The organism is Mycobacterium sp. (assembly GCF_032159765.1).
GTDB lineage: Bacteria > Actinomycetota > Actinomycetes > Mycobacteriales > Mycobacteriaceae > Mycobacterium.
This window is the reverse complement of the sequence record NZ_JAVHWM010000032.1, coordinates 1-25388: the sequence shown is the minus strand read 5'-3', so window position 1 is coordinate 25388 and position 25388 is coordinate 1. Positions and strand designations below refer to the sequence as shown.

Sequence of the window (25388 nt, the reverse complement as noted above, 5' to 3'; positions counted from 1 at the left end):
GTCCCGTGCGGCACGACCGCCAGGATCGCTTCCGGGTCAACGCGATTCAGGAAGTCGACGATGCGCTCTCGCGTCAGCACCGAAGGGTCGATGTCCTGGAAGCCGCGCCAGCTCTCGCCCATGGGATGCTCAAAGCCAAAGCCGTCCAACACCGTTGCCGATACCTGGAGCAGGAACGCTTTCACCAGCGGCGCCTTCAAGATCTCGGCCAGCGCGGCGTCGTCCTTGCCGATCATGCACACCTGGATGAAGCACGGCGTGATCGCCAGCGGGTCGCGCCCCGCGCGCTCTGCGGAATTGCACACGACAGCAAGCATTTCCGCGTAGTGGTCCGGTGTCCATGCGCCCGCCGGCCACCACCCGTCGGCGTATCGTCCGGCGATGTCCAACATGCGTGGACCACTCGCGCCGATCCAGATCGGCGGGAAACGCCCGTCGTACGGCTCGGTGTCGAGCCGCGCATGGTGCAGCCGATAGAAGCGGCCTTCGAAGTCGACGGGTCCGTCGCTCTCCCACAGCAGGCGGATCACCCGCAGCGCTTCCTCGAAGCGGCTGACCGGTGTCGAGTAGTCGAATCCGTACGGAACGATGTTCTCGCTTTCCCCGCTGCCGAGGCCCAGGATGAAGCGGCCGTTGGCGAGGTGGTCGATCGTGAGCGCGCTCTGCGCGAGTAGTGCCGGGTGCCTGCGCACCGTGTCGACCACGCTGGTCGCGATCGGCACGTTGCGGGTCAGCGCCGCCGCCGCTGCCGCGACCGCCATGCCGTCGAGGTTCCGATGAGGTGACGGGGACGCGGTCGCGAGGTCGGTGAATTCCGGTGTCCAGATCGAGTCGGGCCAGAAGCTGACCATGTGATCAGGGAGCCAGATCGAGTGGTAACGGCCCTCGTCGAGGGTCGCGAGCTGCGAAAGGTCGAGCGGCAGCGTTGTCCGGAAGAACGCCGCCGGCTTGACCTGCATCACCCGCTCCACCTGCACATACGGAAATATCATACTCAACACTGAGAATGCTATTCTCACGGCAGGGCAATCCGAACGGAACGCATGCGAGGGGATGGGGTAACCGGTGTTTTCGGCAATTCTGATCGACAAGGACGACTCCGGGCAGTCGGTGACACGAACGAGCCTTGACGACGCGCAGCTGCCAGACGGTGACGTCACCGTCGATGTGGAGTACTCCACGCTGAACTTCAAGGACGGACTTGCCATCACCGGGAAGTCGCCGGTGGTGCGCAAGTTCCCGATGGTGCCCGGGATCGACCTCGCCGGCGTCGTCAGTGACAGTTCGCACGCGGACTGGTCGAAGGGCGACCGCGTCGTCCTCAACGGATTCGGCGTGGGCGAAACCCATTGGGGCGGTTTCGCTCAACGCGCGCGCCTGTCCGGCGACTGGCTGGTCCCGCTGCCCGCGGAGTTCACGGCGGCCCAGGCGATGGCCATCGGTACCGCCGGCTACACCGCAAGCCTGTGCGTCGACGCGCTGGTTCGCCACGGCGTGGCTCCCGACCAGGGCGAGATCCTTGTCACGGGCGCGACGGGCGGCGTTGGCAGTGTGGCGATCGCGCTGTTGACCAAGGCCGGGTTCACGGTGGCGGCCGCGACCGGGAAATCTTCGGAGGCAACGTATCTCGAGAAGCTCGGCGCTTCGACGGTGCTCGACAGGGCCGAGTTCGCCGAGAAAGGGAAGCCGCTGCAGAAGGAGCGATGGGCGGGCGTCGTCGACACGCTCGGCAGCTTCACACTCGCAAACGCGTGTGCGCAGACCCGCTACGGCGGCGCTGTAGCGGCGTGCGGTCTGGCCCAGGGCATGGACTTTCCCGCGTCGGTGGCTCCGTTTATTCTCCGGGGTGTCTCACTGCTGGGCGTCGACAGCGTGATGGCGCCCAAACCGCCGCGCATCGCGGCGTGGAAGCGGCTGGCGCGGGATCTGGACTCGAGCGCGCTCGACTCGATCGCCACACAGATCCCGCTCGATGACGTCATCGGCGCCGCCGGTGAGCTCATGGACGGGAAGGTGCGCGGTCGCATCGTCGTCGACGTCAACCGCTGATCAGGAGCAAACAATGGCGAGGAAGCCGACCAAAACAACAGTCGAACTGGACCTCTCCGACGTCGATCATCGCGTCGGCAAGCCGATCGGCGGTGGCCAGCTGTGGGATCCCTGCAGTTCCAGCGACATTCGCCGCTGGGTGATGGCGATGGATTATCCCAACCCGCTGCACTGGGACGAGCGTTTCGCCCGCGAGTCGAAGTTCGGTGGGCTCATTGCACCGCAGTCCATCGCTGTGGCACTCGACTACGGGCACGGCGCCGCACCGGCCTGCGTCGGGCACCTCCCGAATAGCCACCTGATCTTCGGCGGCGAGGAGTGGTGGTTTTACGGCTGCCCAATCCGCCCCGGCGACCAACTCTTCCAGGAGCGCCGGTTTCACGACTACAAAGTGACCGAGACGAAATTCGCTGGGCCGACAATGTTTTCGCGCGGCGACACCGTCCACAAGAATCAGCACGGTGTTCTCGTCGCGAAGGAACGCTCGACCGCGATCCGCTACCTCTACGAGGAGGCGACGAAGCGGGGCATGTTCTCCGACCAACTCGGAGAGATCAAGCGCTGGACTCAGAATGAGTTGGAGGCAGTCGAACGGCTGCGCAGGGAGTGGCTGGAATCCAATCGGCTCGGCGTCTCACCGCATTTCGACGAGGTGAAGGTCGGCGACACGCTGCCGCGTCGGGTGCTCGGCCCGCACACCATCGCGAGCTTCACCACCGAGTACCGCGCGTTCCTGTTCAACATCTGGGGCACCTTCCACTGGGTCACGCCGCCCGGCATCGATGATCCGTGGGTCTATCAGGATCCCGGGTGGGGCAAGGACTTTGCGTTCGACGAAGAGGATGCGTTCATCGATCCGCGTAAGCGTGACGGGCTCTACGTCGGCCCGTCTCGCGGGCACATCGATGCCGACCGGGCCAGCGAGGTCGGCATGGCGCGCGCGTACGGCTACGGCGCGACGATGGGTGCCTGGTGCACCGACTATCTCGCGTACTGGGCAGGCCACGACGGGATGGTCCGCCACACCAAGGCCGACTTCCGGGGACCTGCCTTCGAGGGCGACGTCACCTATTTCGACGCCGAGATCGTCGACAAAAGAACGGAGTCGGAGTGGGGTGTGCCGCTCGTCGGAATCAAGCTGCGGCTGACCAACCAGGATGGCACCGTGCTCGTGAGCTGTACCGCCGAGGTGGAGCTGCCCGTCTGAGATGAATCCCGATTCGATCGTCTCCGGACCGCCGCTCGAGACGGAGCCCGGGCTCGGGGCGCTCACACTGCCGGGATTCCTGCGCGAGGTGACCGCGCTTTACCACGGACGCGAGGCACTGGTGCTGCGCACCGGCGACGACGCGGTTCGCTGGACATACGACGAGTTGTGGGATCGCGCAGTCGAAGTGGCGTGCGCGTTGCGCGCCTGCGGCGTGGGCAAGGGCGCCCGGGTGGGCATCCTGATGACGAACCGGCCGGAGTGGATCTCGGCGCTGTTCGGCATCACGATAGCTGGGGGCGTGGCCGTCACGCTCAGCACGTTTTCGACGGCACCGGAGCTCGATCATCTTCTCAAGGCATCCGATGTTTCGGTTCTGCTGTTCGAGCGGCACGTGCTGAAGAAGGACTTCGCGGCGATGCTGACAGAGCTGGAGCCGGCGATCGCCGAGACGGCGACCGGCGCCCTGGAGTCGGTCAGTTACCCGTTCCTGCGCCGGCTGGCCGCGATCGGACCGGCCGCGCCCGGCATTGAGACATGGGAGCACTTTCTGGCCGCGGGCCGCGACGAGCCGCGCGAGACCGTCGAGGCCACCGGAGATGCCGTGCGGCCGGGCGACCCTGCGGCGCTGTTCTTTTCGTCTGGCACCACGAGCAAGCCGAAGGGGATCCTCAACGCGCACCGCGGCATGTGCATCCAGATGTGGCGTTTCAGGCGGATGTACCAGTTCGATCCCGACGATTACGTGCGGGGCTGGTCGGCCAACGGGTTCTTCTGGTCCGGCAACTTCGGAATGTCACTGGGATCGACGTTCGCGGCGGGCGGTTCGCTGGTGCTGCAGCAGACCTTCGCCGCTGCCGAGGCGCTGGACCTGATGGAAGCCGAGCGCGTGAACTTCCCGTTCGCGTGGCCGCACCAGTGGGGGCAACTCGAGAGCGCGCCCAACTGGGGTGATGTCGATCTGAGCAGCATGCGGTTCGTCGACTACCGGACGCCGGTCGCGCACCACCCGACGGTGTCGGCGGTGTGGTACGAGCCGGGCCACGCGTACGGAAATACTGAAACCTTCACAATCACCACGTGTTTCCCGGCAAATACGCCACCGGAGGTGCATGGCGAGAGCAGGGGCGTGCCCCTGCCGGGAGTGACCGTCAAGATCGCGGATCCGCTCACCGGCGCTGTGGTTCCGCTCGGTGAACGGGGCGAGATCCGGGTGAAGGGCCCAACGCTCATGCTCGGTTATGTCGGCACATCGCTGGACGAGACCCTCGACGCCGACGGGTTCCTGTGCACGGGAGACGGCGGCTACCTCGACGACGCGGGGCGGCTCTTCTGGGAGGGCCGCCTCACCGACATCATCAAGACGGGCGGGGCGAATGTCTCCCCGCTCGAGGTCGACGACGTGCTCGTGAGCCATCCGGCCGTGAAGGTGGCCAAGACCGTCGGATTGCCGCACGACACGCTGGGCGAGGTCGTCGTCGCTTGCGTTGTCCCGCACGAAGGTTCGATGCCCTCGCCCGATGAGATCCGCGCGTTCGTCTCGGAGCGCCTGGCCAGTTACAAAGTGCCCCGGCACGTGCTGTTCTTCCGCGACGACGAGATCGAGCTGACCGGGACGGCAAAGATCAAATCCGCCGAGTTACGCGAGCTGGCCGCCAAGCAACTGGCTGCGACATGACTGCCGCTGCTCGCGAGCGGGCCGCGTTGGTCGAGACGTTGCGCGAGGTCGGACCTGACGCCCCGACTCTGTGTGGCAATTGGACCACGCGGGATCTGGCCGCGCACTTGATTCTTCGCGAGCGTCACCCCGTCGCATCCCTTGGCATCATGATCGCGCCGCTGGCCGATCGCACCGCAAGAGCCCAGCAGCGCCTTGCCGAGAGGACGGACTGGGAGCAGCTGGTGGAGTGGGTCGCCGACGGGCCGCCGCTGTATTCGCCGTTCAAGCTGATCGATCCGCTGGTAAATACCGCCGAGATGGTCATCCATCACGAGGACGTGCGGCGTGCAGCACCTGGCTGGGAACCGCGGGCCATCGATGGCGGCACTCTCGGCGCGCTGCGCCGGATGCTGCCGTTTGCCGCGAGGATGAGCCTCGGGCGCGGGCCGGCAAGGGTTACCATTCGGGACGCCGACGGCTCAGTCGTCACTGTGGTTGGAAAGGGCCGTGACGTTGAGATCATCGGCGGCACTGCAGAATTAGTGTTGTTCCTGTCCGGTCGCGACGCGGTACGCCTCGAGTTCCGCGCAAGCCCGGACGACGTCGACGCTGTGCGCGCCGCGCGGCGGAAGCTATGAGGCGGGCAGGTCGAACCGGCTGAGATAGCGCTCGATGAAGGCGTGCGCCTCCTCATGCCCGCGGGTGATGCCGAGGCCCTGTTCCATCGCCAGGATCCGGGCGAGGCTGCCCATGATCATCGCCATCACCACCGGCGGGAATTCCTCCACGTCGACGCCGTTGGCGCGCAGGACAAGGGTAAGCGCCGCTTCCTCCATATCACGGAAACGTTCGGCGTAGGCGCCAAGCTCTGTGCGGATGGCCTTGCGGTGGTTGGCCAATGCCATGAACTCCATGAGGAGCCGACTCGCCTGGGCGCCGTTGAGTTGCCACAGCGTATGCAGCGGCCGCTCATCGGTGAGGGCCTCTCGCTGGCGCTGGAGGTTGGCGTCGCCTCCGGCGCGGAACACCGCGAGGAACAGATCGTCCATGCTCGGGAAGTAGTAGTGCACCAACGCCGGCTTCACCCCGGCCATTGCCGCAACCCGTCGCGATGTCGCCGCGGCGTACCCCTCCTCGAGCATGACTTGGGCAGTTGCTTGTATCAGTGCCTGTCGGGGCGCCGACTCACGGGAGGTTGCTTTCGCAGAGGTCATCTGTCGTCTCCCATGAAATTGCGGTGTGTGATCGGTGTGTTCCTCACTTGACCGCTCACTTTACGGGATGCTAGACATGGCTCGACACAGAGTTTGGGCAGTTGCCCAAATATTTGCAAGCGTGGCTGAAGTAGGGACCATGACAACCAGCACCGTTTACTACGACCCGTACAGCGCGGAGATCGCCGCGAACCCTTACCCGGTGTACGCGCGCCTGCGCGACGAGGCGCCGGTCTATTTCAACGAGCGGCACGACTTCTGGGCGCTTTCGCGTCACTCCGACGTCGAGCAGGCAATCCTGGACTGGGAGACGTTCTCGAACCAGCGAAGCGACATCCTCGAGCTGATGCAGTCGGACTTCGATATGCCCAAGGGCGTCATGATGTTCGAGGATCCGCCGGTACACACGATGCTGCGCGGGTTGATGTCGCGGGTGTTCACGCCGCGGCGGATGGCGGAGATCGAAGACAAGATCCGCGCTTACTGCGTGAACTGCTTGGATCCACTTGTCGGATCGGGCGGATTCGACCTCGTCGCCGAGCTGGCGGCGATGATGCCGATGCGCGTGATCGGCATGCTGCTGGGCATCCCTGAGTCGGAACAAGTCGCGGTCCGCGACGCCAACGATGCCAACCTGCGGACCAAGCGCGGCGAGCCGATGAAGGTGAAGAACGCGGACAAGATCGCCGACGGCAGCATCTACGCCGACTATGTCGAGTGGCGTTCGCATAATCCGTCAGATGATCTGATGACAGCTCTGCTCAACGTCGAGTTCGAGGACGAGGACGGCGTCACCCGCAAGCTGACGCGCAAGGAGATACTGCACTACACGCAAGTTGTTGCGGGCGCGGGCAACGAGACAACCGGTCGGTTAATCGGCTGGCTGGCAAAGGTTTTGGCAGAACACCCGGATCAGCGACGCGAGGTCGCCCAGGATCGCGACCTGTTGTTGCGCGTGGTCGACGAGACGTTGCGCCTGGAGCCGCCCGGCACGAATCTCGCGCGTTATGTGACGCAGGATTTCGAGGCGCACGGCACGACGGTGCCGGCCGGCAGCGCGGTCTTGCTGATGCTGGGCGCAGCGAATCATGACCCGCGCCGGTACGAGAACCCCGACAATTTCGACCTTCACCGGGCCAACATCAGTCATCTCACCTTGGGCAAGGGTGTGCACTACTGTCTCGGCGCGAACCTCGCGCGGCTGGAGGGCAAGGTCGCACTCGATGAGATCCTGAATCGCTTCCCCGAGTGGGACATCGACTACTCGAGCATGCAGCTGGCGTCGACGTCGACGATGCGCGGCTGGGAATCGCTGCGGATAGTGCTGCCCTAGGGTTCGTCGTCGCCGAATCGGCGGTGCAGGTACTGCCTGGATACGCCGAGGATTCGGGCAATCTCGCCCCAGGAGAACCCACTCCTGCGCGCATTACGAACTGCGTCAACGTATTTCGTGCGGGCGCGGGCTAGGTCATCGCGAGCGTTGCCGAGCTCGCGCACGCTATTGCCATTTAAGACGTCTTCGAGAATTTCGTCAGGTTTGTCTTCTTCGTCAGGCTTCTTTGAAGCCCGGGCAATCTCGTCGAGGACGCTTTGCGTTATCGCCCTGATCTCAGAGTCGTCCTGCCACCACAAGCGCTCACTCACCGAGGGACTCTCCTTCTGCGCGGCGTCACCTTTTGTTGACGCGCGCGGGAGGCGTATGACCGATGGCGGCGCATGGGTGTCGTGCCTCAATCCCGCGGCGTCACCTTTTGTTGACGCGCGCGGGAGGCGTATTGGTTCCCTTGAGCAGTTGCGCTACGTGCCCAGTTCCGGCAGCACCGTCGACGCGAACAGCTCGAGCGTCTCGTCGGACGCGCGGTCGTGCGTGAACACGACGATCTGCCGGAAGCCGAGCGCCATCAGTTCGTGAAGGCGGTCGACGACGCCGGATGGCGTGCCGACCAATCCGCCCTCATGCAAGCCGAATGCCGGTATCCCGAACCGCTTTTCGGCCAACTCGCGGACCTTCGGCAGCGACGCGTCGTCCGGCGCCAGCGCCATCACCGCTTCGATGGACAGCACGATCGAGTTGGGATCGCGCCCGATGTCGTCGCACAGGGAGCGAAGCACGGACGTCTTGTGCTCGAGTTCGCCAAGCGCGTACGTCGGGACATTCCACACGTCGGCGTACCGGGCAACCAACGGCAGCGTGTACTTCTCACCGACGCCTCCGACGATGATCGGCGGACGCGGCTGCTGTACCGGTCCCGGGACGATCGGCATGTCCCTCACCGTGTAGTGCGAGCCCGCGAAGTCGATTCGCTGCCCTGCGAACGCCTGCGCGAGGATCTCCAGCGTCTCACCCAACTTCGCTGATCGCTCGGCGAATGTGCCCCACTCCAAACCTGTGCGAGCGTGTTCGTCTTCGATCGATCCGCTGCCCAGTCCGAGCTCGAGCCTTCCACCCGAGATCTGGTCCAGCGTCGTCGCCATCTTGGCCAGCACCACGGGATGACGAAACTGATTGCACAGCACCATGTGTCCCACCCGCAGGCGCTCAGTCCGGGCGAGCAGCGCCGTCGCCAGTGTCCATGCCTCCATCGACGGGATATCGGGTACCCCGGGGCCGTACAGGTGGTCGTACAACCACACCGACCGGATGCCGAGTTCCTCGCAGCGCAGAGCGCGATGAAGCACGTCGTCGTACGTGAACCCCATCTGTGGCACGTACACGCCGATGTCGAGGTCCGTCATGACCGCAACTCCAATCTTCCGTGGCTGATCGTCCTGACTGCGTCGCAGGTCGCCTCGAAGGCAAACGAATTACTGTCGACCGCATAGGCATTCACCGTGAGGTCGGCGCCGAGCCGCGTCGGCGCCGAAAACCTGACCGCCACCCGCGATACCCGCGCGGGATCGTCGACACCGATCAGGCCGAGTACACGATGGGCGCACACCCCCATCGTGTACAGGCCGTGCGTGAAAACGAAGTCGGATCCGCTCGCCTGCGCCGCCCCGACCTCGAAGTGGTGCGCCGCCCAGTCACCGGAGATCTCGGCGTAGCGCTGTGCGGCCTGCTCGTCGATGTGGTGGACCGCCGAACCGACGAGGTGCTCGCGCGCGGCCTCGGGGAAGCGGTGATCGGCAGGCGGCGAACCGAACTCGCTCATCGACTGGACTCCGAGCAGCATCATCGTCCACCACTGCTCGACCGCCACACGGCCGTCGGCGTCGACCTGTTCCAACTTGGCGACGACCTGTGCGCCCGCCCGCACAGTCCGCACAGCCACCACCTGCGACCACGTCTGCAGCGGTTCGCCGGGTATCAGCGGGCGGTGCAACCGGATGTCATGTTCTCCGTGCAGGCCGCCGGTGGCCTGCTGCCACGCCTCTGCTGGGAGGTCGGCGTGTGTGGCGGCCTGCGCGTCGAGCACGAGGACGACGGGGAAGACGGCCGGTATCGCCTGCCCGCGCAGTACCGCGCCGCTGTGATCACCGGTCACGGCTGCATACGCGGCCACCCGCTCGGGGTCGAGACGTCCAGAGAACGGGCCGTGCCGGAGCATGCTAGGTGAGCGCGGACGCGATGCGGCGCCATTGCTCGCGCGGAAAAACGCCCGGATCGGCATCGAGCGCTTGAACGCAGACGTGGTCTGCGCCCGCTGACTGGTGTTCGCCCACCCGACGCAGAATCGCGTCTTCGTCGCCCCACGCGATGACCGCGTCGAAGAGACGATCACTGACGATCGCCAGGTCGTCCGGTGTGAAGCCGAGCCGCAGCAAGTTGTTCGCGTAGTTCGGCAACGCCAGATACGCGCGCAGCCACTCGACGCCGATGTCGCGTGCGGCGTCGCGGCCGTCGCACAAGATCACGGTCTGCTCGGGCAGCAAAAGGGGCCCTTCACCGAGCACCTCACGCGCTTGCGCGGTGTGCTCGGGTGTCACGAGGTACGGGTGTGCGCCGCCGGCGCGAGAGGCGGAGAGCTCCAACATTTTGGGCCCGAGCGCTGCCAGCACGCGTTCCCCCGGCGGCACCGGTAACGCGGTCCCATCCAACTCGTCGAGGAACGCGCGCGTCGCCGCTAGGGGCTTGCGGTATCGGCCCGGCTCTTTCGAGTCGATCAGCGGTGCATGACTCACCCCGATCCCCAGAAGAAACCGGTGTCCATGCTCAGCTGTCAGCGATGCGAAAGAATCCGCGACGTCGGTTGCCGCATGCATCCACAGGTTGAGGATCCCGGTGGCGATCACGGTCGACTTCGTGGACCGCAGCAGGTGCCCGACCGCGTCGAACACCGGTCCGCCGACATCCGGAATCCACAACGCGGTGAACCCCAGATCCTCGAGTTCGGCCGCCGCCTCGGCCGACTCTTGCGCATCGCCATAACGCAGCTGCGCGCTCCACACCCCAACACCGGACAGGTCCATGCTCTGAAGGTAACGTGATTCTCCGGCTATGAGTACCGGGAGTTGTGCCGGCAAAATCGCTTTGGTCACAGGCAGCAGCCGAGGCTTGGGCAAGGCGATCGCCCAGCGCTTGGCAAGCGAAGGCGCGACGGTCGCGCTGACCGCCCGCACGATGCAGCCCGACCCCAAATACCAAGGCTCCCTGCACCAGACGATCGACGAGATCACCGCCGCCGGCGGCACGGCGATCGCCGTCCAGGCCGACCTGTCGAAGCCCGAGGACCGGGAGCGCCTCTTCGGGGAGGTGGTGGAACGCGTCGGCGCGCCGGACATCCTCGTCAACAACGCCGCGGTGACGTTCCTGCGGCCACTCGACGAGTTCCCCGAGCGGCGCGTGCGGCTGATGATCGAGATGCACGTCGTCGCCCCGCTGCATCTCACTCAGTTGGCGATCCCCGCGATGCGCGAACGCCGCCGCGGCTGGGTGCTCAACCTGACGTCCGTCGGCGGCGACCTTCCCGACGGGCCGCCGTTCTCCGAATTCGACCAGACCGCTGGATTCGGGATCTACGGCACAGTGAAGGCAGCATTGAACCGGCTCACGAAAAGCCTTGCGGCCGAACTCTACAAAGACGGCATAGCGGTGAATGCGGCCGCGCCGACGAACCCTGTGGCCACTCCCGGGGCGGGCACGCTCGACTTGGCGAAGACCGCCACCGAGGACATCGAATGGATCACCGAGACGGCACTGACCCTGTGCACGGGGGATCCGACGACGATGACCGGACGGATCGCACACACGCAGGAGTTCCTGCGGGAAATCGGCTGGCTGCGGAGCTAACCGCGAGGGATATTGGCCAGCCTGTCGGCGAACTTCGCCTCCGCCGCGGCTCGCAACCGCAGCAGATGCTCGGACGGAAAGACGTCTGGTGACGGCTCGCGGTCCTTCAGCAACAGTCGAGCCAGCGTCACCTTGTGTACCTCGGTCGGCCCGTCGGCCAGCCCCAGGACGAACGACTCGACCAGATGCTGGACGAACGGCATCTCGTGTGTGGTGCCGAGCGAGCCGTGCAGCTGCAATGCTCGCGCCGACACGTCGTGCAGCACCTTTTGCATCATGGCCTTCACCGCGGAGATATCGGCCCGCACGGCCTGATAATCGTTGTGCTGGTCTATCTTCCACGCCGTCTGCAATGTGAGGAGCCGGAAGGCCTCGATCTCCATCCACGAGTCGGCGACCATCTCCTGCACGAGCTGCTTGTTGCTGAGTAGCTCGCCCTGCGTGAAGCGGGACACCGCACGCTCGCAGAGCATGTCGAAGATCCGGCGCACCAGGCCCACCGTGCGCATCGCGTGGTGGATGCGGCCTCCGCCGAGACGGGTCTGGGCGACGACGAACGCGCCCCCGCGCGGGCCCAGCATGTGATCGGCAGGCACGCGCACGTTCTCGTACCGCACATAACCCTCACGCCCACCGCCGAGGGGCTGGTACCCCAGGCCCACGTCACGCAGCACGTTGATGCCCGGTGTGCCGCCCGGCACGACGAACATCGAATACCGGTGGTACGGCGGCGCGTCAGGATCCGTCATCGCCATGACGATCAAGAACGACGCCATCGAGGCGAACGACGAGAACCACTTCTCGCCGTTGATTACCCAATGGTCGCCATCGGCAACCGCGGTGGTGGTGAACACCTTCGGGTCGGCGCCGCCCTGCGGCTCCGTCATCGAGAAGCACGACACGATCCGGTTGTCGAGCAGGGGCTCGAGATACCGCTTCTTCAGTTCAGGGGTTCCGTAGTGGGCGAGGATCTCGCTGTTGCCGGAGTCGGGTGCCTGCGATCCGAAAACAATTGGCGCGCACTCGGATCGGCCGAGGATCTCGTTGAGCAGGGCCAGCTTCACCTGGCCGTAGCCGGGGCCGCCGAGATGCGGACCGAGATGTGTGGCCCACAGTCCACGTTCCTTGACGATCTTCTGCAGCGGCGGGATGAGCGCCTGGCGGACCGGGTCGTTGAGGTCGTGTGACTCCTTGACGATCAGGTCGATTGGCTCGCATTCGTCACGGACGAACTCGTTCACCCACTTGAGCTGGGCCGCCCACTCGGGATCGGTGGAGAAATCCCACGCCACTAGTCGTCCTTTCGTCGTGCCGCAGCCTGCCGCACCACACCGGCCTCGCACAGCTCGGCGTAGAACCGTGACTCCAACGCGCCCACCGCCATGTGCTTCCCGTCCGCGGTCTCGTAGACCCTGTAGAAGTGGGCGGCGCCGTCGAGGAGGTTCGCGTGTCTGCGGTCGCGCCATGTGCCGGCGGGAACCATGCCGAAGTACGGCGCCATCAACGCCGCGGCGCCGTCGACCATCGCGACGTCGATCACCTGACCCTCACCCGACTGACGCGCCTCCAGGAGCGCGCTCAACAGCCCGAGTGCCAGCAGCATGCCGCCGCCGCCGTAGTCGCCGACGAGGTTGAGCGGCGGGACCGGGGTGCTCTCGCTGCCGCCCATCATCAGGATCCGTACTCCCCGCAGCGGGCCGCTCACTTTTGCGACCACCTCTGTCGTAGCGCCGCCGCCTCGTCGGTGGCATGGCTGAGGACCTGGTTGCGGTTCTCCAACTCCAGCGCTGCAGCCAACCCAGCGGCGTCTGTGTTCACCTGAAGAGCGCGCTTGGTGAGCTGCACGCCCAGCGGAGCGAGTTGCGCTATGGTGCTGGCGATTTCGATCGCGCTGGCGATGAGCTGATCAGGCTCAACGAGCCGGCTGACCAGCCCGCGCCGGTCTGCCTCGTCGGCGGAGACTGTGCGCCCGGTGAGCATCCATTCGGCCGCGACGCTGAACCCGACGATGCGGGGCAGGAAGTAGCTCATTCCCATCTCGGCGCCCGACAAACCGAGGAGGATGGCGGCATTCCCGAATGTCGCTGCCGGCGAACAGATTCTGATGTCGGCGGCCAGGCACATCGCGAGCCCGGCGCCGACGCACGGGCCGTTGACGGCGGTGATCACCGGCTGCGGGAGGGCCGAAAGTGCTTGCGGGAGTGACGCCATCGTCTCTTGGAAGCGCAACCGGTCGATGGCGGGGTCGTTCTCGTCAGGTATCCCGGCTCCGAAGTCGCGCATGTCCAGGCCCGAGCAGAAGCCCCGCCCCGCGCCGGTGAGGACGACGGCGTGGACGCTGTCATCGGCGGCAAGGCTCGCGAACGCCTGCCTGAGCTCCGACAGCATGACCCCGTTGATGGCGTTCAGCCGCTCGGGCCGGTTCAGCCGCACCATGGCCACACCGGCGACGGGCGCGCTGAGTTCGAGCGTCGTCGTCGCGCCAATCCACGCGCTGATGTCGAGCTCCCCTCGTCGCAATCTACGATCACGATATGCGCGGGTCAAAGATCCTCATCACCGGTCCTACTGGTCAGGTCGCTACGCCCATTGCCCGGGCGCTCGCGGCGGACAACGAAGTGTGGGGCATCGCCCGGTTCAGCGACGCCTCGGCCCGTGCAGGCCTGGAGACGGCCGGTATCCGGTGCGAGACGGTGAACCTCGCCCGCGGCGATTTCAGCGCACTGCCCACTGACTTCGACTACGTCCTCAACCTGGCAGTCGCGAAGAGCGGGAACTGGGAAAAGGATCTTGGCGCCAACGCCGAGTCGGTGGGCCTGCTGATGGCGCACTGCCGCACCGCGAAGGCGTTCCTGCATTGCTCGTCGACCGGCGTCTACGACCCGCCGGACGACGAGCCTCGCACCGAGAGCGCCGCGCTCGGCGACAACCACAAGATGATGCTGCCCACCTATTCGATCTCCAAGATCGCGGGCGAGGTGGTCGCCAGGACCATGGCGCGTGCGCTGAATCTGCCCACGACGATTGCCCGCCTCAATGTTCCGTACGGCGATAATGGCGGCTGGCCGTTCTTCCACATGGAGATGATGCTGGCGGGCATCCCGATCCCGATCCCGCCTGGCGGGCCGGCCCGCTACAACCCGATCCACGAAGACGACATCATCGCGACCATCCCGAAGCTGCTCGAGGTGGCATCCGTGCCGGCGACGACGGTGAACTGGGCCGGCGAGGACACCGTCAGCATGCAGGAATGGTGCGCCTACCTCGGCTCGTTGGTCGGACGGGAGCCGACGTTCGAGGAGTCGAATTCGGCGCTGCACGGCGTGCCTACGGATGTGACCCGGATGCACGAACTGATCGGCTCCGCGACCGTCGACTGGCGCGACGGCATGCGCCGCATGGCGGCCAAGTTTCACCCCGAGGCGATGATCCCCTTTCGCGAAGACAGTAAATAGATTGGGCGCGTAAGCGCGAGCACGGCGACGGTTCAGACACGTGCGGATCAAGAGAAAGTATCCGCGTGTCAAAGGAAAATGTATGTAAGGCAACGTTATTACGTCGGTAGTCGCACCTGAAGCAGCGAATTGACGTGTTTCTCGTCCGGTCACGAACCGCTAGCCTCGGCGTCAGGGAAGGACGACAAGGGGGAAAGGAAAGCCGCGATGGCTCTCAGCGATATCCCAGAATGGATGAGCGCCTACAGCGTGCTGTACCCGAGAGACGCGCTCGTCGTCGGATACAACACCGGGGCCAACGGCGAGGCGGGACTTTATACTTCGCCCGAGTCTGTCTTCGTGCAGGGCGGCAATCTCGGAGACAGCGAGCCCCTCGACGGATCAACCCTTTTCGAGATCGGCTCCACAACAAAGCTATTCACAACAGGCATATTCATCCAGCAGCAGAACGTCGAAAACGAGTTCCCCGCGAATAGGCTCGACTCCACATCGGCGACCTGTTCACAAAGCCTGAACCGAAGTCCAATCCGTCGGCGGCATACCGGTCCTCAACCTGGCCAACTACACCTCCGGCCTGTGCCCGGATAACGGGAGTCCGTGCCTGGGCAAACCGGGTTGGCTCTGGCCCCGGTCGGTCTACCAGAACCTGCCGTCGCTGTTTCAGGGGACCGACACCAACGGCCCGGATTGCCAATCCGTGCAGTACTCGCCGCTGAACCTGAGTGTCTATTCCGCGCCGTTTGCCCCAGGGCAGTACTACACGTACTCCAATATGGCGTGGGCGCTGCTGCTGCTGGCCGCCGTCAAGCAGAAGTCAACCGACTGCACCGACTTCTGGAACGCGGCGGCAAGCGCGCTCGAGCGCTATGTGACGGACGTGATCGGCCTCAAGGCGCCGTTCGACACCCAGTGGTATCCGGCGGCGGGAACCTCGTCGTTTCCGTGGAGCAATTTGGCCTGGGGGTGCGGGAGCAACCACGAGCCAGTTCAGGAGAACAAGGCACCCGATCCGATTCCGTGGCTGGGTGCCGGCAGCGTCGTGACAAACGGTCAGGAGATGCAATCGGTCCTGTCCTACTTCATGAACAAGCAACCGTGCGTGCGGTGGTTGGCCCCGCGACAGCGACGACGACGCCGCATTGTGTCTGTTCGGTCCGGTCACCGCGACGCGTCAGCGAAACTTCGCGATGATGTCCTCGGCGAACCGCTCGATCGGCGCCCGGTAACGCTCGGCGTCCGGGCCGGCCGGAGCAGTGAACCACGGCGCGCACATCAGCGCGGTGATCCCGATGTCCTCGGCGCGCTTGTACAAGTCGACGGTCGGCTTGTCCAGCAGCGCGAGCAGAATGTCGAAAGGCTCGTTCTCCCTGCCGTATTCGCGGCGGAACTTTGTCAGCTTCTCGACGTAGGGCACCGCGTCGTCCCAGACGTACGCGAAGCCGACCCAGCCGTCGCACAGCCGCGCCGCGCGCCGCAGCGCCGCCTCCGACTCGCCGCCACACCAGATCGGCACGGGCGACGGTGGGTGCGGCTCGATCATCATCTCAGGCACCTGGTAGTGCGTGCCGCTCCACGACACCCACCCGCCGCGCCAGAGCGCACGCAGCGCGGGGATCATCTCGTCGAGACGTTTGCCGCGGTTGGTGAAGTCCTGGCCGAGTAATTCATATTCTTCACGCATCCAACCGATTCCGGCGGCCAGCGTCACCCGCCCGCCCGATATCACCGACGCGGTCGCCACCTGCTTCGCCACCTCCAGCAAGGGCCGCGACGGTGCGATGTACACGGCGTTGGAGAACCGCAGCCGCTTGGTCACCGCCGCCATCGCGCCGGTGAGCACCCAACAGTCGGGCCACGCGGTCTCGGGAGCCCACAGCGGCTTGCCGGTGGGCGATGGGTACGGCGATCTCAACTCGCGCGGATAGATCAGGTGATCGGAGGTGATGATGCCGTCGAAGCCGGCCTCGTCGAGCATCGTGGACAGTGCGACGGCGTCGGTGGTCTCCAGGAAGGTCGTGCCACCCCAGAACTGCATCGGCCGTCCTCTCGTCCGTCTTCGCGTACCTACCCGGCCACCGTATCGGTCTGCCGCCGGATGAACGCGTTCCAGTCCGACGCCCGTTCGACGAGCACGTCGCGCACCTCCGGATGGGTAAAGAGCATGAAGGTGTCGTCGACGATCGCGTCGGCAACTTGCTCGCCGACCACGTCGGGGGTCAAGACGCCGAACTGGTCGCCGGGTCCGCGGATCGGCGCCTCGGGCCCGAACGTCGGTGGCAGCGACGAGATGATGTTCGTCGCGACGGGGCCAGGGCACAGCACCGTGACGCCGATCCCCATCGGACCCAGATACAGCCGCAGGCCCTCGGATATCTGGATCACGGCAGCCTTGGCGGCCGCGTATGGAAGGCGGTCGTATGAGTAGCTGAACAGTCCGGCGAAGGACGCGGTGTTGACGATGTGTCCGTGCCCCTGCTCGATCAGTAGGGGCAGAAACGTTGCGTTGCTGCGGACCACCGACATCAGGTTCAGCTCGAGCACACGCCGCCATTCGTCAACCGGCAGGTGGTCGGGCAGTCCGCTGGTCAGCCCGCCGACGTTGTTCATCACCACGTCGACAGCACCAAAATGCCGCAGCGCCAGAGACTTCAGCGCGTCGAAGGCGTCATCGGCCCGCACATCACATCCGGCGCCGATCGCCTGTCCGCCTGCGGAGGTGATCTGGGCGGCGGCATCATCCGCGCCGTCGGCGTTGATGTCCGCGACGACGATCCGGGCACCACGGTTGGCCAACGCCGACGCCGTCGCACGGCCGATCCCGCTGGCCGCCCCGGTGATCACCGCGACGGCGTCCCGCAACTCCACTAGCCGAGCACCTCGTTGCCGATGCGACTGGCCGTCGACGCCGCGGGGAAGCCGGCGTAGGCAGCGGCGTGGTAGATCACCTCTTCGAGCTCTTCCCGGGTCACGCCGTTGCGAAGCGCGATGGGAAGGTGCAGCCGTAGTTCGCCTTCGGCGCGCAGGGCGATGAGGATCCCCACCGTCACCAGGCTTCGTGAGCGCCAGTCCAGGCCCGGCCTGGTCCACACGTTGCCGAACACGCAGTCCAGCGTCTGGTTGAGCAGGCCGCTGGCGAACCCGCTGCCCGTGGGCATATTGCCGTCGCTGTCGAACGGCAAGTCCGGCAACAGCTTCCGTAGGACCTCCAGGCCTTCTTCACGGGTATTGCTCATCGATCTCCTCCTTCTGGTTACCTGACGCTCATCGGTAGGCGGTCATCCGGGCGATGAGTGCGATCGCACCGTCGGCACCGATCGCCTGCGCCTCCGCGATGCCGCTGCGGCCGCCTGCCCGCAAAACGCTGGCTGTGTAGCGAGATTCGGCACCGCTCATCAGCCTCCGGAGATAACTCACTCGCAGTGAGGCAGTGTGCACCGGCTCGGTCCCGCGGTCCGCGTTCAACACCGCGGACGCCACCAATTCAAGTGCGGTGGCCGAGATTCCGCCGTGGACGATGCCGATGCTGTTCTGAAGATTGTCGTTGGGCTCCTGGAAAAGCACCGGCGGGTCGAGACCGCCGACACGCAGCGCCATGATGTCGGCCAGCTCGGTCGGGCGCGGACCGGACGCCGGCGGAAACGGATCGGCGGGGATGTCGGCGGGCGCGCGAATGTGAACTGAACGCACCGAACCCACGCCGATGACCGCGTCGCGATGAGTGATCTCACAGATGCCCAGCGAGGTAGCGCCTTTGGGCCCGAAGGGGCGGGCGCGCCCGATGACGGGAACATCGGAATCCGTTGCGATGGAGTCAAACGCGTCGGGGCTCAGATCGAGCGACATCTCGCTGGACACCGTGAATTCGTCAGGTGTGCGGCGATAGTGGTTGACCACGCCTGCAACGAAGTCGACGAGCAGCGCGAGCGGCCCGACGGTCGGCGCTTCGGTGATGGGATTCGTTAGTCCGGTCATGGGAATCGAACCGACGTATAACTCGGCGCTGTCCACCAGCGTCGCCACGCCGAACCGGCCGAGTGGCGTATTCGGCGGATGGACGAGGGTGCTCACTCGGGAATCTCGTTCGCGTCGACAGCTTCGACAATCTTCCCGATAAGCCATTGGACCGCACCGATCGCAGTGCCGTCGTCGAGCTTCCATTCGCGCACCAGCCGCTCGTAGCTCGGCGGGTTCCACAGCACATCCAGAAGGCCTGCGGCGGTTTTCCGCTGACTGTCGGTGAGATGCGGTGCGCGTTCGGTGACTGCACGCATGAGGGCCGCTTGCCGGCGCTCGTTAGCCCCGGGGACGGACCGCCCGCTGGGCACGCTGAAGCTGCCCTCGGCCGCAAACCGGTGCAAGGACGCGAAGACGCGGCCCGTTACATCGGCGACGGTATCCAATTCGACTGCGGCATAATTGATCCCGGCCGCATCTTCGAGGCGGGCCATCACCGCGTCGTGAAGAAGTCGCTCAGTCGAAAAGTTACGGTATACGGTGCGCTCGCTGACTCCTGCGCGGTTGGCGACGGCACGAAAAGTCAGTTGGCTCCAGTCCCACGTCGTGAGCTCGTGCACCAACTCGGCGCCGGCGGCGACGATCCGCTCGCGCGTGGCGGCTGCTTGCTCCCGCCGGGCGGGGCTGTCGTAATTGCGCTTCTCGGGCATTGACAACTCACTCACAATGGTGTCAGTGTACTGACACGGATTCTCGAGCATGGGGTCGAGGTGGCGATATACGACGACGTGTTGGCCGCTGCCGTCGCACGGACCGGTCTGGACGATTTCGGTGACGACTCTTTTCGCGAGGGACTCGAAGTACTGCTGACTGCCCTTCGTGACGAGGCGCGCCTCAACGCCAGGGGCGAGGGGTTCATCTATCCACGCATTGTCGGCCATCTGTCCCAGCGTCTCGCAGTCGAGGACTGGTATCGCAGGCACCCCGACATCGACGATGTGCCGATCCTGCCGCCGCTGATCGGGCTGGGGCTGCCGCGCACCGGTTCGACGGCGCTGTCGATGCTGTTGGCGCAGGACCCCAACGTTCGCTACCTGCGAGGTTGGGAGTCGTCGCAACCGTGCCCGCCGCCGTCGACCGTACAAGGCCCCGATCCCCGGATCCCAGCTCACGCCAAGGTGGTCGTCGGCACGAGGCGCCACGTGCCGACGGGCACCCACGGCCCGATGGAGTGCCTGGACCTGATGGCCCTGGACTTCAAATCCCAGATCTTCCAGGCATTCGCCCAAATTCCCTCGTACTCAACGTGGTTGGTGCACAAGGCCGATCACACGTCGACGTACGCCTACGAACGGCGGGTGATGAAGCTCTTGGCGTGGGGAGAGCCGCCGAGGCCGTGGCGGCTGAAATCACCCGCCCACGTGCTGTTCCTCGGCGACTTGGACAAGGTCTTCCCGGACGCGCGGTTCGTGATGACGCACCGCGACCCTACCGACGTGATGCTTTCGGTCGCCGACGTGTACGCCGACCTGATCGGCGGCTTCACCGACCAGATCGACCGGCCCTACATCGGCAGGCTCAACGTCGAGCAATGGTCTCTTGGCATGGACCGGGCGTTGCGCTTCCGGGAGTCCTGCGCCCACGATCGGTTCTACGACATCGACTTTCGTGCCATGCAGGCCGACCCGATCGGCGAGGTGCGGGGTTTGTACGCATGGCTGGGGGAGCCGGTGGGAGACGAGTTCGAGCACCGGATGCGCAGCTGGTGGGAGTCCAACGAGCGTGAGCCGAGCACCGCCGCAGATCCCACCGACTTCGGGTTGGACTTTGATGCCATCCGGCCTCTGTTCGCGTCCTACGTTGCGTCCTCGCAGGTGTGGACGAAACACGAAAACTAAGGTGACTCATGGCCATTGACCTGACGGGCGGCATCGATCCGGCGCGCGAGCTGGTGTTCGCGCAACGACCGGAGAATCCGGAGATGCGTGACTCAGTGAGCTTCTGGGTCGTCGACGACGCGGGCGCCGTCGGGCTGCCGCGGATCGGAATCGAAGCCGTCGCGGCCAACTGGGATGCCCACGATATCCAGGTCAATATCGCTTTTCCAGACGGACGGGTGTTTCGGCAACGCGAGAACGGGCCGTCGCTGCCCGCGGCCGGGCCCGACGGGCGCCCGACCGTTCTCGGCGCGGGCGGGCTGGCGTTCCGGTGTGTCGAACCCTTCCGGTCATGGACGATGAGCTACGACGGCAAGGCCGTGCAGACGTCGTCGTCGGACCTGATCGCCGGACGCAAGGATGGGCCGTTGGTGGACATCAGATTTCACGTCGAGGCAACGATGGCGGTGCCGCCATGGGTGCAGGGCAGCCTTCGCGCCGACGCGGACGAGACACTGAAGACCTCGGTCGAGGGCGATTACATGGGCGGACCGCGTTACGAGCAGTTGTTCAGGGCCACCGGATCGGTCACCGTGGGCGACGGCGCAGAACACCGGTTCGACGGCACCGGCCTGCGCATCCGCAGACAAGGCGTACGCAAGCTCGCGGGATTCTGGGGCCACAGCTGGCAGTCGGCACTCTTCGGAAGCGGCAGGGCGTTCGGCTACATCGCGTACCCGCCGCGCCCCGACGGCAAGCCCACGTTCAACGAGGGGTACCTCTTCGACGGCGACGGTGATCTGGTGCCAGCGCGCGTCATCGAGGCACCGTGGCTGACGGCGTTGCGGCCGCGCGATGAAGATGCCGGGCTCGTGCTCGAAACAGCAAGTGGCACTGTTCGAATCGACGGTGAGACGATCCTGTCGACCCACGACGTCTACCATGACGACAAGATGTACTCGACCCAAGCGCTCAAGGACGAGATGCCGAGCTTCCCGGCGTTGCAGCAGGCTGCGGTGCGCTACGTATGGGACGGCGAGGAGACACACGGCATGCTGGAACGGTCCAACCCGCTGGACAAGATCTCGCGCGGATGATGGCGGCATGGCCGACGACGAACTCGACGAACTCTATTGGGTCAAACTGGAGGACTTCACCGCGACGCGCACGCGGATAGCGAAGGCGGCCAGGGAGCGCGGAGACGACGAAGCGGCCAAACAGATCTCCGCGTGCCGTAAACCCACCACTGCGGCGTGGGTTGTGAACCGCCTCGCGATCAGCCACACCCAGACGACGCGACGGCTCACTGACTTGCGGGAGAAGCTGCAGGCGGCGCATGCGTCGTCCGACGGCGGTCGCATCCGGGAGTTGACGCGGGTGCAGCGCGAGCTCATCGAGCAACTCGCTGCAGCGGCGTTCGATGCCGCGGAGGTGACGAACCCGTCGGCCGCACTGCGCGACGATGTCTCCGGCACGCTCTCGGCCGCGGTGGCCGACCCGGATGTCACAGCGCGGCTCGGCCGGCTCGCCAAGCCCGAACGCTGGTCGGGCTTCGGTGATTTCGGTGCAGTCGAGCTCGATTCCGCCAGGGACGAGGCGCCTGACGACGAGCCCGACGAGCAACTGGAAAGTGCGAGAACTGCTTTGGCCGCAGCCGAGCAGGCCAAAACCGAGGCCGACGAAGAACTGTCGGATCGGCATGGCGAGCTGCAGGACGCGCGGCGGCAACTGAAGGCGGCGCAGCGCGAGCTCAAACGCGCCGAGGATGCGCATGCGGATGCCGAACAGGTCCGTGACGACGCCGCGGGCGCCGTCAAGACGGCCCGTGCGGAGCTCAAGCGCCTCGGCGGTTAGATCTCGATACGTGAGCCCATCACGACCGTCCGCCCCAGGGGTAGCCCGAAATACTCGGCGGCATCGGCGGTCAGGTAAGACGTCGCGATGAAAAGCCTTTTGCGCCATTGGGGCATCGTGGGCGCGTCTCCCTTGGTCAGTTCCATCTTGGACAGGAAATAGGACGCCTCGTCGACCGAGATCTTGCCTTCCGTATCCTCCGGATCGAGCAAGCCAAGCGTGTGCGGCACATTCGGCATCTCCATGTAGCCGTACCGCGCGTTGACGTGGATGATGCCGTCGCGGCGATAGCCGAGATCGTCAATCTGCGTGCGCTCCTCCTCGGGCACCCGCGGTACAGGCAGCGTCTCCAGCGACAGGATCACGACATGCTTGTGCAGCACGTGATTGTGTTCGACGTTGGCGCGCATTGCCAGCGGCGCGGTTTCGTTGCCGCGGTTGAGGAACACCGCCGTCCCCGGAACCCGCTTCAACGGCGGGTCGTGGTGCGTGACTTCCTCGATGAATTCCTTCAGCGGCCCTTCCACTTTCGCGCGAGCGCGGGTCACGATCCCGCGGCCATGCTGCCACGTCGTCATCACGGTGAATGCGACCAGCCCGATCAACAGGGGTAGCCATGCGCCGTGGGCCAGCTTGGTGAGGTTGGCCGCGAAGAACATCAGATCGACGCTCAGCAGGCAACCCCCGCCTACCAGCACCAGCCACAGTGGCTTGTTCCAGCGGACGTAGGCGAGGTAGAAGAACAGGAACGTGACGATGGTGATGGTCCCGGTGACCGCCATACCGAAGGCGTAAGCCAGTGCCCCCGAGCTGCGGAAGGCGAAGACGAGCGTCAACACCGCCACGGTCAGCATTCCGTTGATCCACGGCACATAGACCTGGCCGATCGCCGATGCGGAGGTGTGCGCTATCCGCAACCGCGGCAGGTAACCGAGCGCGGCGGCCTGCGATGCCACCGAGAAGGCGCCGGTGATCACCGCCTGCGACGCGATGACGGTCGCCGCAGTTGCCAAGAGCACCATCGGGATTCGGCCCCAGTCCGGCGTCAGCAGGAAGAACGGGGCGCTCTTGGAGGCCTCGTCGCCGAGCAACAGGGCGCCCTGCCCGAAATAACTCAGCGTGCAGGCAGGCAAGACCATGAACAACCAGCCGTACACGATCGAGGGCCGCCCGAAATGCCCCATGTCGGCGTAAAGGGCCTCTGCGCCGGTCACTGCGAGCACCACGGCGGCGAGGGCGAAGAAGCCGATGTGGAAATGGTCAATCATGAACGACGCTGCGTAGGTGGGTGACAGCGCCTTGAGGATTTGGGGATGCCTGACGATTCCCATCACCCCGCAGGCGCCGATCGCCGAGAACCAGAGAATCATGACCGGGCCGAAGAATTTTCCGACGATCGCGGTTCCGTGGCGCTGCACCGAGAACAGCAGCACGATGATCACCGCCGTGATCGGGATGATCCACGTTTCGAAGCGCGGCTCGATGACCTTCAGACCCTCGACGGACGACAGGACGGAGATAGCCGGAGTGATCATGCTGTCCCCGAAAAACAGTGCCGCACCGAAGATGCCCACCGTGGCCATCACGAGGGCGGTGCGGTTGTGAGTCTTGCGGCCGAACTTGCGCACCAGCGTGATCAACGCCATGATCCCGCCCTCGCCGTGGTTGTCGGCGCGCATCACCAAGGTCACGTATGTGAACGTCACGATGATCATCACCGACCAGAAGATCAACGACACGATCCCGTAGATGTTCGGCTCGTTGATCGGCACCGGGTGCGGGTCGTGAGGGTTGAAAACGGTCTGAATGGTGTAGATCGGGCTGGTGCCGATGTCGCCGAACACGATCCCCAGCGCGCCGATGACCAGCCCTGTCCGCGCCTTCTGAATCCCATGCGCCGCCTTAGTCTCAGACGGCTGGATCGGGTTGGTGGGCATGGACTACTCGACGCCGATCGCCACTTCGGTGGACTTGATGAAGACGGTGGCCTGCTGGCCGACTTCCAGCCCGAGATCTTGTGCTGCGTCCTTGGTGATCGACGACGTCACGACCTGCTCGCCGCCCTCGAGCCGCACTTTCACGGTGGCCATGACCGTGCCGAGGTTGACCTCAACGATCGTGCCGACCAGTTGGTTACGCGTGGATAGGCGCATAGTCGTCCCTCCTGCCGTTATCGACGTCAAACGTCTCACGCTTAGAGCCGCGGCATGTGTCGATTGGCGAGACTATCGCGTGTGTTTGGCGTGCCAGTTCGCCTGCATCGCCAGCAGACCGATGACCGGGACCTCGGGAGTGCTCGGATCGAGTTCGCGATAACGCTGGTAGACGTTGACCACCAGCCGCTCGGCGTCCAGCCACTCGGCGTACTCGCCGAGATCGAGTGTGTCGGCCGCTTCGCCGAACGAAAGCCCTTGGCGGTGCGCCAGTTCCGCTCGCTCGGAGATGTGGACCAGGTATCCGCGGACTGCCCGGATGCCGTCGGGATCGGTAATCGGGCCGTGGCCGGGCACCACGGTGGGCGCCTCGAGTGCGATCATGGCGTCGCAGGCTGCGATCCAGTTCGCGATCGGCCCCGCCCACACGATGGGTGTGCAGCCGATGAACAGCAGGTCGCCCGCGAACAGGACGCCGGCATCGGGAACGTGCACCACGGTGTCGGCCGCGGTGTGGGCAGGGCCGAGGTCGTAGAGGTCGACCCGCCTGCCCCCGACGTCGACCCGCAGCTCGCCTTCGAACACCTGGTCGGCGTTGCGAAGCGTAATGCCGCTGAAATCGAAGGGCCCGAACCGTTCTCGCGCATACGGCGTACCCGTGGGACCCAGATCCGCGACCTGCGTCATCGCCAGCATCTCCGGCGCCATCCCGTGGGCGACCTCGTCCGCGGTGCC

At 65.4% G+C, this 25388-nt stretch carries 27 protein-coding genes and 1 pseudogene; 11 read left to right on the top strand and 17 right to left on the bottom strand.

Annotated features, from left to right (window positions below; translation table 11 throughout):
• On the bottom strand, nt 1-959 hold a 959-nt coding region (locus QOH60_RS03690; protein ID WP_526417206.1), incomplete at its 3' end, for an LLM class flavin-dependent oxidoreductase.
• A gap of 106 nt (nt 960-1065) precedes the next feature.
• On the opposite strand from QOH60_RS03690, the gene acuI reads away from it, so the two are divergent.
• Genes acuI through QOH60_RS03670 form a run of 4 tightly spaced genes read left to right on the top strand, consistent with a single transcriptional unit; the run spans nt 1066 to nt 5554 of the window.
• A complete protein-coding gene (gene acuI / locus QOH60_RS03685; RefSeq protein WP_526417200.1) occupies nt 1066-2049 on the top strand; it encodes an acrylyl-CoA reductase (NADPH) in 984 nt (327 codons plus the stop codon).
• Between the two features lie 13 nt (nt 2050-2062).
• A complete protein-coding gene (locus QOH60_RS03680) occupies nt 2063-3256 on the top strand; it encodes an FAS1-like dehydratase domain-containing protein (protein WP_526417198.1) in 1194 nt (397 codons plus the stop codon).
• 1 nt (nt 3257) lies between these two features.
• Nucleotides 3258-4934, top strand: coding sequence for a class I adenylate-forming enzyme family protein (locus tag QOH60_RS03675; protein WP_526417196.1), 1677 nt, complete (start codon nt 3258-3260; stop codon nt 4932-4934).
• On the top strand, nt 4931-5554 hold the full coding sequence (locus QOH60_RS03670) for a TIGR03085 family metal-binding protein (protein WP_526417194.1): 624 nt from the start codon (nt 4931-4933) through the stop codon (nt 5552-5554). The genes QOH60_RS03675 and QOH60_RS03670 overlap by 4 nt, the downstream gene beginning before the upstream one ends.
• On the opposite strand, the gene QOH60_RS03665 is transcribed toward QOH60_RS03670, so the two are convergent.
• On the bottom strand, nt 5549-6058 hold the full coding sequence (locus QOH60_RS03665) for a TetR/AcrR family transcriptional regulator (RefSeq protein WP_526417204.1): 510 nt from the start codon (nt 6056-6058) through the stop codon (nt 5549-5551). The two genes, QOH60_RS03670 and QOH60_RS03665, sit on opposite strands and share 6 nt — an antisense overlap.
• A 211-nt stretch (nt 6059-6269) precedes the next feature.
• Between QOH60_RS03665 and QOH60_RS03660 the strand changes: the two genes are divergently transcribed.
• Nucleotides 6270-7463, top strand: a complete 1194-nt coding sequence (locus QOH60_RS03660) for a cytochrome P450 (RefSeq protein WP_526417192.1) — start codon at nt 6270-6272, stop codon at nt 7461-7463.
• On the opposite strand, the gene QOH60_RS03655 is transcribed toward QOH60_RS03660, so the two are convergent.
• The 4 genes from QOH60_RS03655 to QOH60_RS03640 all read right to left on the bottom strand — a co-directional run bounded on the left by QOH60_RS03655 (nt 7460) and on the right by QOH60_RS03640 (nt 10540).
• Nucleotides 7460-7774 carry a hypothetical protein gene (locus tag QOH60_RS03655; RefSeq protein WP_526417190.1) on the bottom strand — a complete coding sequence of 105 codons (315 nt, stop codon included), beginning with the start codon at nt 7772-7774 and terminating at the stop codon, nt 7460-7462. The genes QOH60_RS03660 and QOH60_RS03655 overlap by 4 nt on opposite strands.
• 153 nt (nt 7775-7927) lie before the next feature.
• Nucleotides 7928-8866: an LLM class flavin-dependent oxidoreductase gene (locus QOH60_RS03650; protein ID WP_526417188.1), complete on the bottom strand. Its 939-nt coding sequence runs from the start codon at nt 8864-8866 to the stop codon at nt 7928-7930.
• Nucleotides 8863-9678 carry a MaoC/PaaZ C-terminal domain-containing protein gene (locus QOH60_RS03645; RefSeq protein WP_526417186.1) on the bottom strand — a complete coding sequence of 272 codons (816 nt, stop codon included), beginning with the start codon at nt 9676-9678 and terminating at the stop codon, nt 8863-8865. The genes QOH60_RS03650 and QOH60_RS03645 overlap by 4 nt, the downstream gene beginning before the upstream one ends.
• Nucleotide 9679: 1 nt before the next feature.
• Complete coding sequence (locus QOH60_RS03640) at nt 9680-10540, bottom strand: LLM class F420-dependent oxidoreductase (protein WP_526417184.1); 861 nt, start codon at nt 10538-10540, stop codon at nt 9680-9682.
• A gap of 28 nt (nt 10541-10568) precedes the next feature.
• Between QOH60_RS03640 and QOH60_RS03635 the strand changes: the two genes are divergently transcribed.
• Entirely contained in the window at nt 10569-11360 is a 792-nt protein-coding gene (locus QOH60_RS03635; protein WP_526417182.1) for an SDR family NAD(P)-dependent oxidoreductase, read from the top strand.
• On the opposite strand, the gene QOH60_RS03630 is transcribed toward QOH60_RS03635, so the two are convergent.
• The 3 genes and pseudogenes from QOH60_RS03630 to QOH60_RS03620 form a co-directional block, all read right to left on the bottom strand.
• Nucleotides 11357-12652 (bottom strand): acyl-CoA dehydrogenase family protein, encoded by a 1296-nt coding sequence (locus QOH60_RS03630; RefSeq protein WP_526417180.1) that lies wholly within the window; start codon nt 12650-12652, stop codon nt 11357-11359. The genes QOH60_RS03635 and QOH60_RS03630 overlap by 4 nt on opposite strands.
• Nucleotides 12653-12696: 44 nt before the next feature.
• Nucleotides 12697-13023, bottom strand: a pseudogene (locus QOH60_RS03625) (CoA transferase); the annotation flags it as partial.
• Nucleotides 13024-13061: 38 nt separating this feature from the next.
• Nucleotides 13062-13847 (bottom strand): enoyl-CoA hydratase/isomerase family protein, encoded by a 786-nt coding sequence (locus QOH60_RS03620; RefSeq protein WP_526417202.1) that lies wholly within the window; start codon nt 13845-13847, stop codon nt 13062-13064.
• Between the two features lie 47 nt (nt 13848-13894).
• Here QOH60_RS03620 and QOH60_RS03615 point away from each other — a divergent pair, with 47 nt between their 5' ends.
• Both QOH60_RS03615 and QOH60_RS03610 read left to right on the top strand, forming a co-directional pair.
• A complete protein-coding gene (locus QOH60_RS03615) occupies nt 13895-14815 on the top strand; it encodes an NAD-dependent epimerase/dehydratase family protein (RefSeq protein ID WP_526417178.1) in 921 nt (306 codons plus the stop codon).
• Between the two features lie 207 nt (nt 14816-15022).
• Nucleotides 15023-15403 (top strand): hypothetical protein, encoded by a 381-nt coding sequence (locus tag QOH60_RS03610; RefSeq protein ID WP_526417176.1) that lies wholly within the window; start codon nt 15023-15025, stop codon nt 15401-15403.
• A gap of 583 nt (nt 15404-15986) precedes the next feature.
• On the opposite strand, the gene QOH60_RS03605 is transcribed toward QOH60_RS03610, so the two are convergent.
• Genes QOH60_RS03605 through QOH60_RS03585 form a run of 5 tightly spaced genes read right to left on the bottom strand, consistent with a single transcriptional unit; the run spans nt 15987 to nt 19494 of the window.
• On the bottom strand, nt 15987-16850 hold the full coding sequence (locus tag QOH60_RS03605; RefSeq protein ID WP_526417174.1) for a TIGR03619 family F420-dependent LLM class oxidoreductase: 864 nt from the start codon (nt 16848-16850) through the stop codon (nt 15987-15989).
• A gap of 29 nt (nt 16851-16879) precedes the next feature.
• The gene (locus tag QOH60_RS03600; protein WP_526417172.1) at nt 16880-17680 is read right to left on the bottom strand and encodes an SDR family oxidoreductase; all 801 of its coding nucleotides are present in this window, start codon (nt 17678-17680) and stop codon (nt 16880-16882) included.
• Nucleotides 17680-18048 (bottom strand): carboxymuconolactone decarboxylase family protein, encoded by a 369-nt coding sequence (locus tag QOH60_RS03595; protein ID WP_526417170.1) that lies wholly within the window; start codon nt 18046-18048, stop codon nt 17680-17682. The genes QOH60_RS03600 and QOH60_RS03595 overlap by 1 nt, the downstream gene beginning before the upstream one ends.
• Nucleotides 18049-18076: 28 nt before the next feature.
• Entirely contained in the window at nt 18077-18883 is an 807-nt protein-coding gene (locus tag QOH60_RS03590) for a PaaI family thioesterase (RefSeq protein WP_526417168.1), read from the bottom strand.
• A complete protein-coding gene (locus QOH60_RS03585; RefSeq protein ID WP_526417166.1) occupies nt 18880-19494 on the bottom strand; it encodes a TetR/AcrR family transcriptional regulator in 615 nt (204 codons plus the stop codon). Before QOH60_RS03585 ends, QOH60_RS03590 begins: the two co-directional genes overlap by 4 nt.
• 45 nt (nt 19495-19539) lie before the next feature.
• Here QOH60_RS03585 and QOH60_RS03580 point away from each other — a divergent pair, with 45 nt between their 5' ends.
• Genes QOH60_RS03580 through QOH60_RS03570 form a run of 3 tightly spaced genes read left to right on the top strand, consistent with a single transcriptional unit; the run spans nt 19540 to nt 22500 of the window.
• Nucleotides 19540-20667 (top strand): sulfotransferase, encoded by a 1128-nt coding sequence (locus QOH60_RS03580; protein WP_526417164.1) that lies wholly within the window; start codon nt 19540-19542, stop codon nt 20665-20667.
• 8 nt (nt 20668-20675) lie between these two features.
• On the top strand, nt 20676-21743 hold the full coding sequence (locus QOH60_RS03575) for a DUF7064 domain-containing protein (RefSeq protein ID WP_526417162.1): 1068 nt from the start codon (nt 20676-20678) through the stop codon (nt 21741-21743).
• A 7-nt stretch (nt 21744-21750) separates the two neighbouring features.
• A complete protein-coding gene (locus tag QOH60_RS03570) occupies nt 21751-22500 on the top strand; it encodes a hypothetical protein (protein WP_526417160.1) in 750 nt (249 codons plus the stop codon).
• Here QOH60_RS03570 and QOH60_RS03565 read toward each other — a convergent pair.
• The 3 genes from QOH60_RS03565 to QOH60_RS03555 all read right to left on the bottom strand — a co-directional run.
• Nucleotides 22497-24437: a potassium transporter Kup gene (locus QOH60_RS03565; RefSeq protein WP_526417158.1), complete on the bottom strand. Its 1941-nt coding sequence runs from the start codon at nt 24435-24437 to the stop codon at nt 22497-22499. The genes QOH60_RS03570 and QOH60_RS03565 overlap by 4 nt on opposite strands.
• Nucleotides 24438-24440: 3 nt before the next feature.
• The gene (locus QOH60_RS03560; protein ID WP_526417156.1) at nt 24441-24653 is read right to left on the bottom strand and encodes a TOBE domain-containing protein; all 213 of its coding nucleotides are present in this window, start codon (nt 24651-24653) and stop codon (nt 24441-24443) included.
• Between the two features lie 72 nt (nt 24654-24725).
• The coding region (locus tag QOH60_RS03555; RefSeq protein WP_526417154.1) for an MBL fold metallo-hydrolase at nt 24726-25388 on the bottom strand (663 nt) is incomplete at its 5' end.